15 protein-coding genes and 2 tRNA genes are annotated in these 17,716 nt (G+C 72.5%); all 17 read right to left on the bottom strand.

What is annotated here, in order from left to right; genetic code table 11:
• Positions 1-122: 122 nt before the first annotated feature.
• Positions 123-842 (bottom strand): IS3 family transposase, encoded by a 720-nt coding sequence (locus DRB96_RS02735; protein ID WP_162688500.1) that lies wholly within the window; start codon positions 840-842, stop codon positions 123-125.
• Positions 839-1,156 (bottom strand): transposase, encoded by a 318-nt coding sequence (locus tag DRB96_RS02730; RefSeq protein ID WP_162689046.1) that lies wholly within the window; start codon positions 1,154-1,156, stop codon positions 839-841. Before DRB96_RS02730 ends, DRB96_RS02735 begins: the two co-directional genes overlap by 4 nt.
• A gap of 146 nt (positions 1,157-1,302) precedes the next feature.
• Positions 1,303-2,616, bottom strand: a complete 1,314-nt coding sequence (locus tag DRB96_RS02725; protein WP_343234498.1) for an MFS transporter — start codon at positions 2,614-2,616, stop codon at positions 1,303-1,305.
• Positions 2,613-4,133 carry an FAD-dependent oxidoreductase gene (locus DRB96_RS02720; protein WP_162688502.1) on the bottom strand — a complete coding sequence of 507 codons (1,521 nt, stop codon included), beginning with the start codon at positions 4,131-4,133 and terminating at the stop codon, positions 2,613-2,615. The genes DRB96_RS02725 and DRB96_RS02720 overlap by 4 nt, the downstream gene beginning before the upstream one ends.
• Before the next feature lie 91 nt (positions 4,134-4,224).
• Positions 4,225-7,011, bottom strand: coding sequence for a ComEC/Rec2 family competence protein (locus DRB96_RS42630; RefSeq protein ID WP_239517865.1), 2,787 nt, complete (start codon positions 7,009-7,011; stop codon positions 4,225-4,227).
• A 41-nt stretch (positions 7,012-7,052) separates the two neighbouring features.
• Positions 7,053-8,015, bottom strand: coding sequence for a ComEA family DNA-binding protein (locus DRB96_RS02710; RefSeq protein WP_112446593.1), 963 nt, complete (start codon positions 8,013-8,015; stop codon positions 7,053-7,055).
• 98 nt (positions 8,016-8,113) lie between these two features.
• Positions 8,114-8,959 (bottom strand): DegV family protein, encoded by an 846-nt coding sequence (locus DRB96_RS02705; RefSeq protein WP_112446592.1) that lies wholly within the window; start codon positions 8,957-8,959, stop codon positions 8,114-8,116.
• A 77-nt stretch (positions 8,960-9,036) separates the two neighbouring features.
• On the bottom strand, positions 9,037-9,759 hold the full coding sequence (locus DRB96_RS02700) for a hypothetical protein (RefSeq protein WP_112446591.1): 723 nt from the start codon (positions 9,757-9,759) through the stop codon (positions 9,037-9,039).
• A 109-nt stretch (positions 9,760-9,868) separates the two neighbouring features.
• Positions 9,869-12,754, bottom strand: coding sequence for a leucine--tRNA ligase (leuS, locus tag DRB96_RS02695; protein WP_112446590.1), 2,886 nt, complete (start codon positions 12,752-12,754; stop codon positions 9,869-9,871).
• Positions 12,755-13,013: 259 nt separating this feature from the next.
• A tRNA-Ala gene (locus DRB96_RS02690) sits at positions 13,014-13,086 on the bottom strand.
• Between the two features lie 131 nt (positions 13,087-13,217).
• Complete coding sequence (locus tag DRB96_RS02685; protein ID WP_112446589.1) at positions 13,218-13,451, bottom strand: hypothetical protein; 234 nt, start codon at positions 13,449-13,451, stop codon at positions 13,218-13,220.
• A gap of 136 nt (positions 13,452-13,587) precedes the next feature.
• A tRNA-Ala gene (locus DRB96_RS02680) sits at positions 13,588-13,660 on the bottom strand.
• Between the two features lie 124 nt (positions 13,661-13,784).
• The gene (locus tag DRB96_RS02675; RefSeq protein WP_112446588.1) at positions 13,785-14,471 is read right to left on the bottom strand and encodes a histidine phosphatase family protein; all 687 of its coding nucleotides are present in this window, start codon (positions 14,469-14,471) and stop codon (positions 13,785-13,787) included.
• Positions 14,468-14,914 (bottom strand): ribosome silencing factor, encoded by a 447-nt coding sequence (gene rsfS / locus DRB96_RS02670; protein ID WP_112446587.1) that lies wholly within the window; start codon positions 14,912-14,914, stop codon positions 14,468-14,470. Before rsfS ends, DRB96_RS02675 begins: the two co-directional genes overlap by 4 nt.
• A gap of 120 nt (positions 14,915-15,034) precedes the next feature.
• Positions 15,035-16,825: an LCP family protein gene (locus DRB96_RS02665; RefSeq protein WP_112446586.1), complete on the bottom strand. Its 1,791-nt coding sequence runs from the start codon at positions 16,823-16,825 to the stop codon at positions 15,035-15,037.
• A 24-nt stretch (positions 16,826-16,849) separates the two neighbouring features.
• Positions 16,850-17,467 carry a nicotinate-nucleotide adenylyltransferase gene (gene nadD, locus DRB96_RS02660; RefSeq protein WP_112446585.1) on the bottom strand — a complete coding sequence of 206 codons (618 nt, stop codon included), beginning with the start codon at positions 17,465-17,467 and terminating at the stop codon, positions 16,850-16,852.
• Positions 17,468-17,537: 70 nt separating this feature from the next.
• Positions 17,538-17,705 carry a hypothetical protein gene (locus DRB96_RS43650; protein WP_204357619.1) on the bottom strand — a complete coding sequence of 56 codons (168 nt, stop codon included), beginning with the start codon at positions 17,703-17,705 and terminating at the stop codon, positions 17,538-17,540.
• Positions 17,706-17,716: the final 11 nt, after the last annotated feature.

Raw genomic sequence — 17,716 nt, 5'->3', positions numbered from 1 at the left:
CCCCGACCCCCTCGGCAGCCTGGACAGAAGTGATCCCCGAGGCGATCAGGCGCCAGAAGTCTCGTTGCACAGCACGCGATGGCTCAGGCCGGCCCGGTGAGCGCATCGGCGGCCGCATCGCCCTATCCGCAGCCCACTGCCGACGCACACCGGATGGCGGCTGCGACCCTTGCTTCCTCGGCAGACCCATTACACACCTCCATGATCACGAGGTGTTGCGACGACCAGTTGAATTCACCCTGACAGCCGCGGTCGGAATGGAAGATCACCGGACCGGCCGGCCGCCGGGTTCGGCAGGCGGTCCGCAGTGCGTCGGCGACGAGCTCGGTTCGCAGGTGGTCGGCCGTCGCCCAGCCGACGACACGGCGTGAGGCGATGTCGATCACGGTGGCCAGATAGAGCCAGCCCTCACTTGTGGCGACATAGGTGATGTCCCCGCACCAGCGGGTGTCGAGAGCTGCGAAATCGGGCTGGAAGTCACGAAGAACCAGGTCAGTTCGGGTGGACGCGTGTGGGTCGGGAATGGTGGTGCGGTGCCGGCGTCGTCGGTGCCTACCGGTCAGGCCGGCCAGCCGCATCAGCCGTGCGACCCGGCGGCGTCCGCAGCCGGCGCCCTCGCGCTCGAGGACGGAGTGAACGCGCGGGGCACCGTAGGTGCCACGGGACTGCTGGCGAACAGCGGTGATCTGTTCGGTCAGCTCGGCGTCCCGCACCGCCCGGAGGCCAGGGGTGCCAGTGCGGCGGGCGTAGTAGGCGGTCCGGGAGACCTTGAGGAGTTCACACGCCCTTTTGACGTTGTGACCTGCGGTTTTCTCCGCCTCGATGAACGGGTGCACGTTCACCGGGTCTCCGTCGCGAAGAAAGCCGTCGCGCGCTTGAGGATTTCGACGTCCTCCCGCAGCCGGCGGTTCTCCCGCCGCAGTGCGGCCAGTTCCTCGTGTTCGCTGCTGGTCAGACCGTCCCGTTCGCCGGCGTCGACCTCGGCCTGCCTCACCCAGCTCCGCACCGCGGTCTCGGTCAGCTCGAAACCCCTGGCGACCTGGCCAACCACGCGGTCGCCCCGCCGGCACAGCTCGACGATCTCTGCCTTGAACTCCGGCGTGAACGAGCGGCGAGGACGCGCCTTCTTCTTCCCCATGCTCTCCATGATGAACATCATCCTTCCGGGGCTGAAGCCCCTGATCTCAGATGTCCGTCAAAGCGGATCAAGCCCACGATCACGCTGAGACGGTTTGACGAACAGGGTTCGTGGGTTCCAGTAATTCCGGCGAACAGCATCTGGCGATAGTGGCGCGTCGGCGGTCAGGGTTTGATCCAGTGGCCCTTTCTCAGGGACGGGATGCTGAGGAGCAGGGCCAGCGTCGGGACCGCCGCGTACCAGGCGAAGCCTTCGCCCGGGCCGAAGACGTCGATCAGTTTGCCCAGCGCGAGGTAGCCGCAGCCGATGAGGAGGGACTCCACGAACGTGATCATCGAGAGCAGGCTCGCGCGGTAGCGCGACGGGACCCCCTCGTTGAAGACGTTGTCGACCACGACCGCCGTGATGTCCGGGGCGCCCACCGCCAGGAGGAAGACGGCCACCGTCAGCCAGACCAGGCCCAGGCCGCTCACGCCCAGGGCCGCCGCGAGGACCAGCAGGGTCAGCGGGACCAGCAGGTGTACGCCGAGGCGGCGGTCGGCCCGGTCGGCGAGGAGCGGGGCGAAGCCGCCGATGAGGAAGCCCGCCGACATGACCACACTGACCAGGGTGGTGGCCAAGCCCTGATCGCTGAGCGCCTCCTGCGTGAAGATGAAGTACGGGGTCATCGTGGCGTGCATCAGGCCCGAGACGACCACCAGGGAGGCCAGGCGCGGGGTCAGCGCGCGCAGGACCGCCGCCGTGCCCAACGGGGTCGCGCCGTTCTCCGACGCGGAGTCCTCCGGCTCGTCCAGCTCCGCGGCCTCCTTCCCGCCCATCTCCGGCACCCGGGCCAGCAGGACGCACGCGGCCAGCACGAGCGCGCCGGCCGAGGCCAGGTACACCAGCTCCCAGGACAGCTTCTGCAGGCTGCCGCCCAGTGCGATGGCCAGTGCCATGGTCGTGGCGCCGAAGGTGGCGTAGCGGGACTTGACCTTGATGTAGTGGGTCTGGGCGCCGCGCCGCTTGAGCAGGTCGTAGAGGAGCGCGGTGTCGGCCCCGGAGACGAAGGCCATGCCGATGCCCTGGACGGCGAACAGCGCGATGAACCACGGGAAGCCCGTCAGGGCCACCTGGCCCACCAGGCAGGCGGCGATCAGGCCCTGGCCGATCACGATGCTCGCCCGCCGGCCCACGCGGTCCGCGACGAACCCGGTCGGGACCTCGGCCACCGCGCTGATGATGTAGAGCAGCGTCTGCAGCAGCGCGATCTGCGAGATGGAGAAGCCCTGGTGGGCCAGGTAGAGGACGAACACACCGCGCTGGAAGAGGGAGTTGGCGAGGATGGCGTACGCGTAGAAGGGCAGCGCCACTCTTCGGGCCGACTGGAGGGACGACGAGTCCTCAGTGGCCCCCGGCGGGGTTCCCGCGGGTGTTCCCGGGGATGTTCCCGGCGTGGTGCCGTCGTCCTGCGCGATCTCGCTCGAATCCGTGGTCAACGTGCCGTCTCCAGTCCGACAGAGGCTCCGCGGCTGCCCAGCAGCGACTTCACCCGTAGATAGGCCTCACGATCGGGCCCGTCCTCACTGAACAGGCCCGCGACGAGGAACGGTACGAGGTCCGGCGAGAATCCGTACGCTTCCCCGGAAGCCGCGCCCCCCGCCGCGCCCAGGTCCTCGTACAGGCGGACGGCGCCCTGGCTGAAAAGCGTCGGCACCGCCTGATGCCGCCACAGGCGCGGGAGGACGAGCGAGGCCTCGAAGCCCGTGCACGCGCCCTGATACGCGGTTTCGCCGGCGCTCTCCGCCGCCGTGAACACGCTGATCGGGCGGCGGGCGGGGACGAAGGGGTGGTCGTATCCGTCGGCTTCCTCGGCTCCCTCGGCGCCGCCGAGGATTTCGGACGCCGTGATCGCGGCGATCAGCGGGCTGTTGTGGAACCCGTCCCGGTACGTGCCGGTCGCGATGTGGAGGCCGTCCAAGGGGCCCCGCCCGATCAGCGGGAACGTGTCGAGCGACACCGGCCGGTTGCCCACGCGCCATTCCATGATCTCGGAGAAGGCGAAGCCGTTGTTCAACTGGTCGATCGCGCACTGCAGGAGGAAATGGCTGAGACCCGCCGACGGGAGCGTGCGCGGAGTGGCGAAGACGACGTTGGTGGCGCCCAGGTAGTCGCGTCCCCCCGGGAACGGGACGGCGTGCAGCCCGCACGAGCCCGCCCGGTTGACGCTGCGCACCACGTGGTGGAAGGGCGTGGCGTCCGAGCGATGGGTGACCGCGGCGATCCCCGTGCCGGAGAAGACGGGCTGTACGTCGTCGGGCCCGAGCACGGTGTCCAGGAGGGGAGTGGTGAACGCCCCGGCGGCCACGAGCGTGGTGCCCGCGCGCACCTGGTCGCCGTTCTCCAGCACGGCGCCCGTCACCTTGTCACCGTCGCGCGTGAGCGCGCGGGCGGCGTACGGGACGAAGCGCACGCCCCGCGCGTCGAGCGCGGCCCGCACCGCCCCGTACACCGCCGCGCTGTCGGCGGCGCCCTCGTCGGGGAGGAACAGGGCGCGCAGCGGCCGCGCGGTCGGGGTCGGGTCCAGGCCCGCGATCGAGCGCGGGCTGATCAGCTCGTGGGCCTCGCCGTACTTGGCGACGGCGTCGAGCATGGCGTCGAAGTTCTCCGAGTCCAGCTCGCCGGAGACGGCGTTCTCGATGACGACCGTGCCGGAGACGGTGTGGGGCCGGTCGTGGCCGGACGCCTCGCCGATCCGGTCGAGCCAGGAGGGCCAGAGGGCCAACGCGTCCCGGCACATGGCGAACTTGGCGCGCGAGGCGTCGGAGCGCAGCGTGTACTTGGTGATTTCGGCGAAGCAGTTCAGCATCGCGCCGGAGGCCGGCGTGGCCGCGCCCGCGCGGTCCTCCGGGCCGATGACGGCGACCGACAGGGAGGCGTCGCGGGCGGTCAGCTCGAAGGCCGTGGACAGGGCGAGGATGCCGTTGCCGACGATGGCGATGTCTGCCGTGATCAAGTCTCTCTCGTTTCCTCGGTCGATGGTCGGACGGGGAGCTGACGGGAAGCCGACGGGGAGCGGTCGGTCGTACGGGTCCGCGCGCGCCGCCTCAGCCCGACGGCCCCGGCCTGGGCCCCGGCCCGGGCCATGGGTCCACCCCCGGCCCCAGGTCCACGCCCGTCACCAGGAGCGTGGGACCGCCGTCGCCCACGGGCACCTCCTGGCCGTACTTGGCGCAGGAGGCGGGGCTGCCCATCGCGAAGTCGGAGCCGATCCCCCGGAGGCCCGCGAGGACGGCCGCGACCTCCCCGGTGAGGACGGCGTCGGCGACCGGCTCGGCCGGCCGGCCGTCGCGGACGCGGCGTACGTCCACCGCGCCGAGGGAGAACGTGCCGTCCGCGCGCACCTCCCCGCCGCCGAGGCGGGACACGTGGTAGCCGCGGGCGACGGAGGCCAGGAGGGCGGCGGGGTCGTCGGGGCCGGGACCGATGCACACATTGCTCATCCGGCACATCGGCGGATGCCGGAAGGACTGCCGGCGCAGGCGTCCCGCGTCCTCGACGAACCCCGCGACCGTGCCTCCCCGGACGAGGTGTCCGGGGAGGGCGGCGGTCCCCTCGTCGTCGTACGCGTAGCTGCCCCAGGCGCCCGGGATCCCCGGATCGTCGGTGACGTCCAGCGCGACGGGGCAGACGCGCTCGCCCTCCCGCCAGGACACGCCCGCGAGGCCGCCGGCCATGACGTCCCGCTCCAGCGGGTGTCCGAGGAGCTCGTGCGCGAACACCCCGCTGGCGCCGGCGGCGATGACCACCGTGGCGTTCCGCTCGGCCACCGGCTCCGCCCCGCGCTTGGCCACGGCGGCGAGGGCCGCACCGCGCCCGACGGCCAGGGCGTCCCGGCCGGGCTCCCACGCGCCGGACTCCCGTGAGCCCGGGTCCCCGGCCTTGCGGTATCCGGCCTTGCGGTACCCGACGGACGGGCCGCCCGGGCCGGAGCCGCCCGTGCAGGAGCCGCCCGTACCTGTGCCGCCCGTGCCCGTGCCGTCCGCGATGGCCCGGCAGGACAGCAGGTGCCGCTGCCCGTCGCCTTGGAGGTGCGCGGTGCCGGGCCCGAGCAGGACGAAGTCCCGGGCCACCGCGGAGTACGAGACGGAGAGCGAGTCGAGGCCGCCGCCGCGCCGCGCCGCGTCGAGGGCCGCCGCGCGGGCCGTGCGCAGCAGTTCGGCGGCCCCGGCCACGGCGACCCGCGCGGGCCCGTCGCCTTCGCCGCCGTACGACGGGCTGCCGCACGAGGGGTCGTCGTACGACGGGTCCCACGCGGCCAGGGCCCCGTGCAGTACGGCGGCCAGCCGCTCCGGGTGCGGTACGCGGACCCCCGCCGCTCGCTCTTGAACGCATCCGACGCACGGGGGCTCGGAGAGGTGTATAAGGGCCAGGCCCAGCTCCGCCCCGGGCAGCCTCGCGCCGCCCCGGGCCACGGCGGCGATCCACCCGGCCGGCACCCCCGCGCACCAGGCGAGGAGCTCGGCCGCCGGCCGGTACAGCGGGGCCGCCGCCAGTGCGGCGAACCCCAGGACCGTCGCGGGGCCCGCGGCCAGTTCGGCCAGCAGATTGCACGGCACCGCCACCAGGCTCACCCGGGCCGACAGGACGGCCACGACGGGCGCGCACACCGCCTGGGCGGCCGCGGCGGCCGCCAGCGCCTCCGCCGGGCGCGGACGTACCCCGCGCCCGCGCAGGGCCGCGCTCCACCGGGGGGCGAGGGTCAGCAGGGCTCCGGTGGCCAGGACCGAGAGGAGGAATCCGGGGCTGCGGGCCAGCCACGGGTCGTAGAGCACGAGCAGCAGGACGGCCGCGGCCAGCGCCGGGATGAGGGATCTGCGCCGCCCGGTGGCGATGGCCAGCAGGGTGACCGCCCCGCAGGCCGCCGCCCGCAGCACGCTCGGCTCGGGCCGGCACACCACCACGAAGGCCAGAGTGAGCGCCGCCCCGCCCAGGGCGGTCGCCCGCAGCGAGAGCCCGAGGCGCGGTGCCAGGCCGCCCCGCTCCGCCTGCTGCGCCCGGGCCGGGGACCCGATGAGCAGGAAGAGCACCACGGTCAGGTTGGAGCCCGAGACGGCCAGCAGGTGCAGCAGGTCGGTGGCCCGGAACGCCTCGTACAGGTCGGGCTCCACGCGGGAGGTGTCCCCGACGACCAGCCCCGGCAGCAGCGCCCTGGCGTCCGGCGCCAGCCCGTCGGTGACCTCGCGCAGCCCGGCCCGCAGCTGCCCTGCGATCCGCTGCGCGGTGTCCGGACCCCCGGTCACCCTCGGCGGGGTGTCCCCGGCCGGGCGGAGCAGGGCGATCGCCCGCTCCCCGCCGCGGGCCGGGGCCAGCCGGACGACCGCCTCGACCCGGGTCGAGGGCTGCAGCCGGGTCCATCCCGGATGTCCCGCCAGCACCCGCACGGGGGTCTCGACCCGCGTCCGCACGCCGTCGGGCGCGGTCACCCGGGTCACCACCGCGTCGAGTACCGCCACGGGCGGCCCGCTCCCGCTCCGGGCGGCCCGCGGATCGGATCCGACGGTGAGCTCGACGAGTACGCGGGCGTGCTCCCGGGCCAGCTCCTCGACCGGCCCCGCTCGCGCCTCGGCCCGCTGGAGCCCCGCCACCCCGGCCGCGGCGGCCGCGCAGAGCAGGGCGGCCGCCGCGGCCGCCACGGCCTTCCTGGACGGCTCGGGGCGCCGACGTCCGGCCAGCACCAGCAGCCCGGCTCCGAACGCCCCCAGGGCCGCCGCGGACAGGCTCCGGGCGGCCGGTGCGCCGAGGGCGACGGCGGCCGCCGCCCAGGCAACCGCCGCGGGCCCGGCCAGGCGCAGATCCGCAGGGCGCGGATCCGCAGGGCGCGCGTCCGCCACGTCACGGACGGGCCGGTCCGGCTCCGCTCCCCCGGCCCGGCTCACGGCCGCACCAGCTTCCGCAGGTCGGCGAAGCGCCGCTCGCCGATCCCGTTGACCTGCCGGAGCTCTTCGACCGTGCGGAAACCCCCGCGAGCCGTGCGGAAGTCCACGATGTGCTGCGCGAGGACCGGCCCGACCCCCGGCAGGCCGTCCAACTGCTCGGCCGTCGCCGTGCCGAGGCTCAGCGGCCCGGCGGGCGGGCCGCCCCCGCCCGCCGGCGGCGGCGCCGGGGCCCCGACCAGCACCTGCTCGCCGTCCGTCAGGACCCGGGCCCGGTTGAGCGCGGTGGTGTCCGTCCCGGGCCGCACGCCCCCGGCGGCGACCAGGGCGTCCTCCACCCGCGAACCCGCGGGCAGTCTGCGCACCCCCGGATCCCGGACCTTGCCGCTGACGTCGACCAGGATCGGCCCGGACCCCCCGCCGGCGGAGGCGGGCAGGGCGGCCGCGGCCGGCGCGGGCACGGGCGACACCAGGGCCGGAGCGGTCACCGGCCTCGGCCTGGCCGACCAGTACTGCTGTCCCGCGAACCCGACCGCCAGGGCCAGCACGACCGAGACGGCCACCACCGTGCGCGGCTCCACCCCGCAGCGGGCCTGCAGCCACAGCGGCAGCCGCTCCCGCACCGCGAGCCGCCCCGCGACCCCGGCGGGCAGCACCTCCTCCCCGGCCAAGGGCACGGCCGCAGGCGGAGGCACGGGCGGAGGCGGCACAGGCGGAGGCAGGTCCACAGCCACCGGCGGAGCCGGGAAGGGGGGCGACGGCAACGGTGACGGCACCGCCCGGCCGGCGCCGAGCAGCGCCTCGGCCCTGCGGCGCACGGCCGCCGGCTCGGAACCACCGGCGGGCGGGCGCCGTCGGTGACGCAGACGGCTGTCGGAGAGCCGGGAACGGCCGGGGCCGCCACCGGCGCCGGCGGGACGCGGAGTACGACTGCGAGTGTGAATACGAGCGCGAAGAGTCATGCCACGACCGTAGGACCGCAGCCGGAACGCCGTTCGGAACCTTCAATTCCGGTGGATGACGGACCCGTTGTGGATAACTCCGTCACCCGAACCGGTGATCAGCGCGGGGAGACGACCGCCGCCAGCAGCCCCGGCCCGGTGTGCGCGCCGATCACCGCACCGACCTCGCTGACGTGCAGCTCGACCAGCCCCGGGATCCGCTCCCGGAGCCGCTGCGCGAGCTTCTCCGCACGCTCCGGGGCCGCCAGGTGGTGCACGGCCACGTCGACGGCGCCGGACCCGGCGCGCTCCACGGCGAGCTCTTCCAGCCGCGCGATGGCCTTGGACGCCGTCCGCACCTTCTCCAGCATCTCGATCCGCCCGCCGTCCAGCGTCAGCAGCGGCTTGACCGCGAGCGCCGAACCGAGCAGGGCCTGCGCGGCGCCGATCCGCCCGCCGCGGCGGAGGTAGTCGAGGGTGTCGACGTAGAAGTACGCGGACATCCCGGCGGCCCGCTTCTCGGCGGCCGCGACGGCCTCGTCCACGGATCCGCCGGCCTCGGCCACCTCGGCGGCGGCCAGGGCGCAGAAGCCGAGGGCCATCGCGACCATGCCGGTGTCCACGACGCGGACCGGCACCGGGGCGGTCTTCGCGGCGAGCACGGCGGCGTCGTAGGTGCCGGAGAACTCGGCGGACAGGTGCAGGCTGACGATGCCGGTCGCACCGGCATCGGCGGCCGCCCGGTAGGCCCGGACGAAGTCCTCGGGGCTGGGGCGGGAGGTGGTGACCGAGCGGCGCTTCTGCAGCGCCAGGGCGAGGCTCCGGGCCGAGATCTCCGTGCCCTCTTCGAGGGCCTCGCCGCCGAGGACCACGGTCAGCGGGACGGAGGTGATTCCGTGCCGCGACATGGCCGGTTGGGGCAGGTAGGCCGTGGAATCGGTGACGATCGCGACATGGCGGGACATGAGGCGGAGGTTACCGGGAGCCGGGGTGTTCCGGCAGCCCGGGCCCTCCTCGGGGGCCCCGGCCGCCGGTCCGGGGGTCAGGTCGTCGTCTCCGGGCGGGGCGACTTCTGCCAGGGGTACTGCGGTGCCGCGACGGGCTGCGCCAGCGCCGCCGGGGGCGTCACGGGCGTCTGCGGGGCGCCCCAGGAGCCGGTCGCAGGGGCAGCGGGGGAAGCCTGCGGGGACCCCGGGAACGCGAGGTCGTCGATCGACTCGCGGGACCAGTCCCGCAGGGCTCCCGACTCGACCTCGATCTGGTCCGACAGCGCGGACAGATCGTCCGCGGCGAAGCGGCGGGCACGGTCGCGCGCCGCCCAGCGCAGCGAGTCGGACGCCTCCGTGATCTTCGCCGTGCGCTCCCGCAGGTCCGGCAGGCTCGCCTCCGTGCGCTTGCGGTCCGGCTCGGCCTCCAGCCGCTTCAGCTCGTCGTCCAGCTCGTGCCCGTGGGCGCTCAGCCGCTCGAACAGCCCCAGCGACTCCTTGAGGGAGGCATCCGTCTGGACCCCTTGGTACAGCGCCTGCTGCGTGGCCCGCATCGACGTCCGCAGGTCCAGCCGCAGCTGCGCCAGCGCCCCCGCGACTCCCACCTGGCCGAAGCTGCGCGCCCTCAGGGTGGTGTCCTCCACGGTGCGGCGGGCCTGGGTGATGGTCCGGTCCACGCCGCGCTTGGCGGCTCCGACCACCTTCACCGTCGCATAGACACCGAGCCCCAAGAAGGCGAACAGCAGCACCAGGGCCACGATGATAAAGACCGCCTCCATGAGGTTCCCTTCCCCAGCCGATTGCTCCCTTCCACCGTAAACGCCACGGGCAGGCCGCGGGTTCCCATCGAACCCCCAACCTGCCCGTACGGGAATACCCTTAGACGCGTCAGACGACGATGTTCACCAGCTTCGGCGCGCGCACGATCACCTTGCGGATCTCGGCACCGCCCAGCGCCGCCACGACCGCCGCGTCACCCAGCGCCAGCTGCTCCAGGTCCGCGTCGGAGATCGTCGGCGACACCTCCAGGCGGGCCTTGACCTTGCCCTTGATCTGGACGACGCACGTGACGCTCTCGTCCACGACGTACGCCGGGTCCGCGACCGGGAAGTCCTGGTGGACGACCGACTCGCCGTGGCCCAGGCGCTGCCACAGCTCCTCCGCGATGTGCGGCGCCAGCGGGGCGACCAGCAGCACCAGCCGCTCCGCGACCGAGCGCTCCAGCGGCCGGCCCGCCTTCGTCAGGGCGTTGTTCAGCTCGGTGATCTTCGCGATGGCCGTGTTGAAGCGCAGCCCCGCCAGATCGCCGCCGACCCCGTCGATGGCCTTGTGCAGCGCGCGCAGGGTGTCCTCGCCGGGCTCGGCGTCGACGACCGTCACCACGCCTGTCTCCTCGTCCACCACGTTGCGCCACAGGCGCTGCAGCAGCCGGTACTGGCCGACGACGGCGCGCGTGTCCCACGGGCGCGAGACGTCCAGCGGGCCCATCGCCATCTCGTACAGGCGCAGGGTGTCCGCGCCGTACTCCGCGCACATCTCGTCCGGCGTGACGGCGTTCTTCAGGGACTTGCCCATCTTGCCGTGCTCGCGCTTGACGGGTTCTCCCTGGTGGAAGTAGCCGCCGTCGCGCTCCTCAACCTCGGCCGCCGGGACGTACACGCCGCGCGCGTCCGTGTACGCGTACGCCTGGATCATGCCCTGGTTGAACAGCTTGTGGAACGGCTCCACCGACGAGACGTGCCCCAGGTCGAACAGGACCTTGGACCAGAACCGCGCGTACAGCAGGTGCAGCACGGCGTGCTCGGCGCCGCCCACGTACAGGTCGACGCCGCCGTGCGGCTGGCCCTCGCGCGGACCCATCCAGTACTGCTCGATCTGCGGGTCCACCAGGGCCGACGCGTTGTTCGGGTCCAGGTAGCGCAGCTCGTACCAGCAGGAACCGGCCCAGTTCGGCATGGTGTTGGTCTCGCGCCGGTACGGGCGCACGCCCCGCCCGTCGCCCAGGTCCAGCTCGACGTTGACCCAGTCCGCGTTCCGCGACAGCGGGGTCTCGGGCTTGGAGGCGGCGTCGTCGGGCTCGAAGGTGCGCGGCGAGTAGTCCTCGACCTCCGGCAGCTCCAGCGGCAGCATCGACGCGGGCAGGGAGTGCGCGACGCCGTCCTCGTCGTAGACGATCGGGAAGGGCTCGCCCCAGTAGCGCTGGCGGCTGAACAGCCAGTCGCGCAGCCGGAAGTTGACGGTCCCCTCGCCGATGCCGCGCTCGGCCAGCCAGTCGGTGATCGCGGCCTTCGCCTCGACGACGCCCAGGCCGTCCAGCGAGACGCCCTCGCCCGTGGAGTTGACGATCGTGCCGTCGTAGGAGGAGAACGCGTCGTCCCACTCGGCCGGGTCGGCGTCGCGGTCGTCCGTGGGCCGGACGACGCAGCGCACCGGCAGCTCGAAGGCGCGCGCGAACTCGAAGTCGCGGCTGTCGTGCGCCGGTACGGCCATGATCGCGCCGGTGCCGTAGCCCATCAGCACGTAGTCCGCGATGAAGACCGGGACCAGGTCGCCGCTGACCGGGTTCGTCGCGTAGGCGCCGGTGAAGACGCCGGTCTTGTCCTTGGCCTCGGCCTGCCGCTCGACGTCGGACTTCGAGGCTGCCTGCTTGCGGTACGCGTCCACGGCCTCGGCGGGGGTCGCGTTGCCGCCGGTCCACAGCTGGTGGGTGCCCTCGGGCCACTCGGCCGGGACGATCTTCGAGACCAGCTCGTGCTCGGGCGCCAGCACCATGTAGGTGGCGCCGAACAGCGTGTCGGGGCGCGTGGTGAACACGGTGATGGCGTCGCCGCCGACCGCGAAGTCGACGCGGGCGCCCTCGCTGCGGCCGATCCAGTTCCGCTGCTGCAGCTTGATGGCCTCGGGCCAGTCCAGCGCGTCCAGGTCGTCGATCAGGCGGTCGGCGTAGGCCGTGATCCGCATGTTCCACTGGCTCAGCTTGGACTTGAAGACGGGGAAGTTGCCGCGCTCGGACCGGTTGTCGGCGGTGACCTCCTCGTTGGCCAGCACGGTGCCCAGCCCGGGGCACCAGTTGACGGGCGCGTCGGAGGAGTACGCCAGCCGGTGCTCGTTCAGTACGTCGGCCCGCTCGCCCGCGTCCAGCGCGGCCCAGGAGACGCCGCCGGGCAGCTCGCGCGAGCCGTCCTCGAAGGCGGCGACCAGCTCGGCGATCGGGCGGGCCCTCTTCGCCTCGGCGTCGTACCAGGAGTTGTAGATCTGCAGGAAGATCCACTGCGTCCACTTGTAGTAGTCCGGGTCGATCGTGGCGAACGAGCGGCGCTTGTCGTGGCCCAGGCCCAGCCGGCGCAGCTGGACCTTCATGTTCTCGATGTTCGCCTCGGTCGACACGCGCGGGTGCGTTCCGGTCTGCACGGCGTACTGCTCGGCCGGCAGGCCGAAGGCGTCGAAGCCCAGGGTGTGCAGGACGTTGTGGCCGGTCATCCGCTGGTGGCGGGCGTAGACGTCGGTGGCGATGTACCCCAGCGGGTGGCCGACGTGCAGGCCCGCGCCCGAGGGGTACGGGAACATGTCCATGATGAACTTCTTGGGCCGCGCCACGACCGCCGCTGCCTGTGAAGACTCGGCACCGGCCAGGTCACCGGTCGGGTTCGGGGCCTCGTAGGTGCCCTGGGCGTCCCATACGTCCTGCCAGCGTGCCTCGATGTCGGCGGCCATGGCAGCCGTGTAGCGGTGCGCCTCGGCCGCCTCGGGGGCCGGGGTGTTCGTCTCGCTCATGATTTCTGAAGCTCCATCGATCGTCTCTGCCGTCTCTGCCTGCCCAAACGAAAAAACCCCTCGCACAGGAGGGGGCGCCGCGCCGAGGCCGACCGTCTCGTGGGGTCGGTGCTGTTCAGCGCGGCTCGGTAAGCAGGAGGCGTACGGCACGCATGGCGCCAGGGTACCGCAGCGGCCCGCGCGGACGCCGCGTCCTTCCGGTCCGCGGACGCACGACGAGAAGCGGGCCACCCGATCCGGGTGGCCCGCTTCTTCACTGTGGAGCTATGGAGAATTGAACTCCAGACCTCCTGCATGCCATGCAGGCGCTCTACCAACTGAGCTATAGCCCCTTGTCTTGCCTGCCGCTTCGCTCTCCGTTTCCGGTTCCCCTTGGCGACGTCCCAAACATTACACGGTCATGGCCCTGGTCCAAAAATCGGTTTCCGCCGACCTGGGGCCATGCCCGTTTTGACCCATATCGTCAGGCACGGGCGAACTGGTAGAAGCGCTTCAGCGTGCAGTGCTCATCGAGCAGCCGGCCGTAGATCGGCTCGCCCTCCAGCTCGCGGTAGGTCTCGATCGGGTCGCCTTTTATGATCAGCGCCCGCGCGCATTCCTCGCACCAGTACTGGTAGTCGGGGTTGATCGGCTCCATGTCCCGCACGATCGGCGTGCCGTTGTTGCACCAGTCGCACCGCCGCCGGTGTGCACCCATCCGTCAGCGACTCCCTCCCGCGTCGGACCGTCGTCGTCCCCCTCCGGCCGTCCGATTCTGCCATGCCGGTGCGCGCCTGGGCAGCTGGGGACAAAAGCAAAGATCCCGCCCCCTGTTGGGGACGGGATCTTGATTGTGGAGCTATGGAGAATTGAACTCCAGACCTCCTGCATGCCATGCAGGCGCTCTACCAACTGAGCTATAGCCCCGCTCTCCGCGAACGCTCCCCCCGTTTCCGGTGTTCTGCGCTGCGAACAAGAAGAACTCTAGCCTGTGACCAGCCGGAAAGTGAAATCCGGGTGGCAGCGGGGCGGAAGCCACCCCGGGACGATGTCAGTCGTCGTCGCCGAGCACCGGTTCCGGCAACGTGCCGGCGTTGTGCTCCATCAGACGCCAGCCGCGCGCGCCCTCACCGAGGACGGACCAGCAGCAGTTGGAGAGCCCGCCCAGGCCCTCCCAGTAGTACGAGTCCAGGCCCAGCAGGCGGCCGATCGTCGTACGGATCGTGCCGCCGTGGCTGACCACGACGAGCGTGCCGCCCACGGGCAGCCGGCCGGCGTGTTCCAGCACCACCGGCGCGGCCCGGTCGGCGACCTCGGTCTCCAGCTCACCGCCGCCGCGGCGGACCGCCTCGCCGCGCTTCCACGCCGCGTACTGCTCGCCGTACTTCTCGAGGATCTCGTTGTGCGTGAGGCCCTGCCACTCGCCGGCGTACGTCTCGCGCAGCGCCTCGTCGTGCGTCACGGGCAGGCCGGTGACGGCCGCCAGCTCGGCGGCCGTGGCCGCGGCCCGCTGGAGGTCCGAGGCGACGATGGCATCGGGGCTCAGGGACGCGAGCAGCCGGGCGGCGCGGCGCGCCTGCGCCACACCGTCCTCGGTCAGCTCGATGTCCGTCGAGCCCTGGAAGCGGCGCTCCAGATTCCACGAGGTCTGGCCGTGCCGCCAGAGGACGATCTTCCGGCCGGTCCCGCCCGGAGTGGTCGTACCGTCGAGGTTCGTGCCGTGGTGGGTGGTGCTCAGAACAGATCACCGTCCAGTTCGTCGTCGCCCTGCGTCGCGCGCAGCTGGGCGTGCTCCTCGGCCTTGCCCTTGGTGAGCTTGGCGTCCTCGGGGAGGTCGATCTCGGGGCAGTCCTTCCACAGGCGCTCCAGCGCGTAGAAGACGCGCTCCTCGCTGTGCTGCACGTGGACGACGATGTCGATGTAGTCGAGCAGGATCCAGCGGGCGTCGCGGTCGCCCTCGCGGCGAACCGGCTTCGCGCCGAGTTCCTTGAGCAGACGCTCCTCGATCTCGTCCACGATCGACTTGACCTGGCGGTCGTTGGGCGCCGAGGCGAGCAGGAAGGCGTCGGTGATCGACAGCACGTCGCTGACGTCGTACGCGATGATGTCGTGCGCGAGCCGGTCGGCCGCGGCCTGGGCGGCGGCGGTGATGAGCTCGATGGAGCGGTCCGTGGCGGTCACTGGCCATGCTTTCGGGTTGGCGGGCAGATCCTTACAAGGGTCTCATGTACCGCCGTCACCGCCCGCGCGCAGCGACCCGCGCGGGCGGAAGCGCACCTCACAGGCGCGGCAGCAGAAGGCTCAGGACGGTTTGTAATCCTTGCCCAGGGTCACCACGACGTCCGCGTTGACCGCGTTCTCGGCCTTCTTCACGACCGTCTCGGGCAGCCCCAGCGTCTTGGCGACCTCGATCGCCTTGTCCCGCTGGGCGTCGTCCTGGTAAGTGATCTGCGACCCGGGCGCGGGCTTGTCGGACTTGCCGCCGTCCACCAGGGTGTAGCCGCCGTTGACCAGGGCCGCCTTCGCCGCCGTCTGGCTCTTCTCGTCGCCGCTGGCGTCCTTCAGGCCCACCCTGGGGGCCGCGCCGGGCTGGGAATCCGTGGCCGAGCCGCCGAGGACCTCCTTGACGACCTTCTTGTTGGCGTCGTCCGTGAGGCCGCCGTCGGGCTTCAGGGCGAGGACATCGGTGCGGTAGGCGCCCACCTTGGCGTGCTCCCCGAGCTTGGACAGCAGCGCGCCGAGGCTCTGCGCGTTCAGCGCCGGGTCCAGGATCTGGCCGGTGGTCTCGACGGTCATGGCCGCCGACTTCGGATCGCCGGGCACCTTGCGCAGCAGGGCGAACAGGACCTTGCCGAAGCGGTCCAGCTGCTTGGCCTCGGGCTCGCCCGGGGCCCGGTACGTGGCGTACGCGACGGCCATGGCACCGCTGAGGCTCTGCTTCTGGCCCTGGCCGACGGCGGGGGCCTTCACCGAGTCGTCCGCCGGGACCGCCGCGTCGGTGTCGACCTCGATGCCGCCGACCAGCTCCACGAAGTTTTCCAGGAAGGGGGTGTCCAGGCGCCAGGTGCCGCCGATGTGGGTGCCGAGGACCGAGTCGAGGGACTCCCGTACGCCCAGGCCACCGCCCTCGACGGCCTTGCCCAGCTGGGTGCCGGTGCCGTCGTCCTTGGTGACGTTCAGCCCGTTCGGCACCAGCACGGTGGCGCCCTGCTTGGTGGTGACGTTGTCGACGAGCAGCGCCGTGGAGGTGCCGCCCTTCTTGGTGTTGTGCAGGTGGACGACGATCATGTCGCGCTTCTGCGGACCGCTGGCGGCCGCGCCGCCCGATCCCTTGCCGGGACCCTCCAGGAACGGCAGCTTGCCCGCGTACCAGAGGTACCCCAGGCCGCAGGCGACGAAGACGGCCAGCACCACGATCAGCGCGACCACGCGGTTGCGGCCGCGCCGGCGGGCTTCCTCGCGGCGCTCGGTGCGGCTCTCGGTGAAGGCGAGCCAGTCGATGACGTCCTCGGACTCCTCGTCCTGCTGGTCGAGGAAGGCGAACTGCTCGGTGCGGTACGAGGGCCCCTGCCCGGCCGGACCCTCCGCCCGGCGGGGCTCCGGGACCTGCGCGGCGGCCGGCCGGAACTCCGGCTCGGGTGCGGGCGCGGGAGCCGGTGCCGGCTCACGGGCCGGCGCCTCCGGGGCGGACTGCTGCGGGATCCACTGCTGGGTGGCCTGGGTGTCGTACCCGTAGGGCTGGGCCGGGGGGTACTCCTGCTGCTGCGGCTGCTGCGCGTAGTACTGCTGCGGCTGCTGCGGCTGCTGCGGCTGCTGCGGCTGGCGGCCGTAGGCCTGGTGGTCGTAGCCGTACTGCTGCTCGTACGGGGACTGCTCGTACTGGGGCTGGTCGTACTGGGGCTGCTCGTACTGCTGCTGCGGCTGCGGCTCGTACTGCTGCGACTGCTGCTCGTACCGCTGCTGCTCGTACGGAGGGGCGGGGGCGGGCTGCGCGGGCACCTGGCCGTACACCGGCCGCCCGTACGCGTCGTAGCCGACGAGCTGCTGCTCCTGGCTCGCGTACGGGTCGTACGGCTCCTGTCGGTCGTTCACCGCGGGGCCCCTCTCTCCGGAAGCTCAGGCTCCCCGGTACAGCTCACGCTTGTCGATGTAGCGGACCACGCCGTCGGGCACCAAGTACCAGACAGGATCCCCCTTGGCGACGCGTGCGCGGCAGTCCGTGGACGAAATGGCCAGCGCGGGCACCTCGACGAGGGAGACACCGCCCTCGGGCAGGCCGTCGTCGGTGAGGACGTGGCCGGGCCGGGTGACGCCGATGAAGTGGGCGAGGGCGAAGAGCTCGTCGGCGTTCCGCCAGGTCAGGATCTGGGCGAGGGCGTCGGCGCCGGTGATGAAGAACAGGTCGGCGTCGTCGTTGAGCGCGCTCAGGTCCCGCAGGGTGTCGATGGTGTACGTCGGTCCGCCGCGGTCGATGTCGATCCGGCTCACCGAGAACTGCGGGTTCGAGGCGGTCGCGATGACCGTCATCAGATACCGGTCCTCGGCCGACGACACGGCGCGCTGCGACTTCTGCCACGGCTCACCGGTCGGTACGAACATCACCTCGTCGAGGTGGAACAGTGCGGCCACCTCGCTGGCGGCCACCAGGTGTCCGTGGTGGATCGGATCGAACGTCCCGCCCATCACGCCGAGCCGGCGCTTGACCGGGCCGGTAGGCACTTCCTGCTCTCCCATGAGCGCAGAGCCTACTGGCCCGGTGGCGCGGCGGGGACCCGCCTCCGGGCGCGTGCGCGGTGCGCGGGATTCAGCGGTCGCGGTTCAGGCGCGTGGTGACCCACAGCAGCAGCAGGAGGATGGCGAAGGCTGCGCCGCCGGTCAGGTACGGGTTGAGGCTGTCGTGGTTGCCGCCGTGCTGCTCGGCGCCCTCCGAGGCGAGGACGACCAGGGTGTGGGCGGTGGAGGCGAGGCTCATCAGGCAGGTAC

It is taken from the genome of Streptomyces sp. ICC1, from assembly GCF_003287935.1.
Lineage (GTDB): Bacteria > Actinomycetota > Actinomycetes > Streptomycetales > Streptomycetaceae > Streptomyces > Streptomyces tritrimontium.
This window is presented reverse-complemented; position numbering and strand designations above follow the sequence as displayed.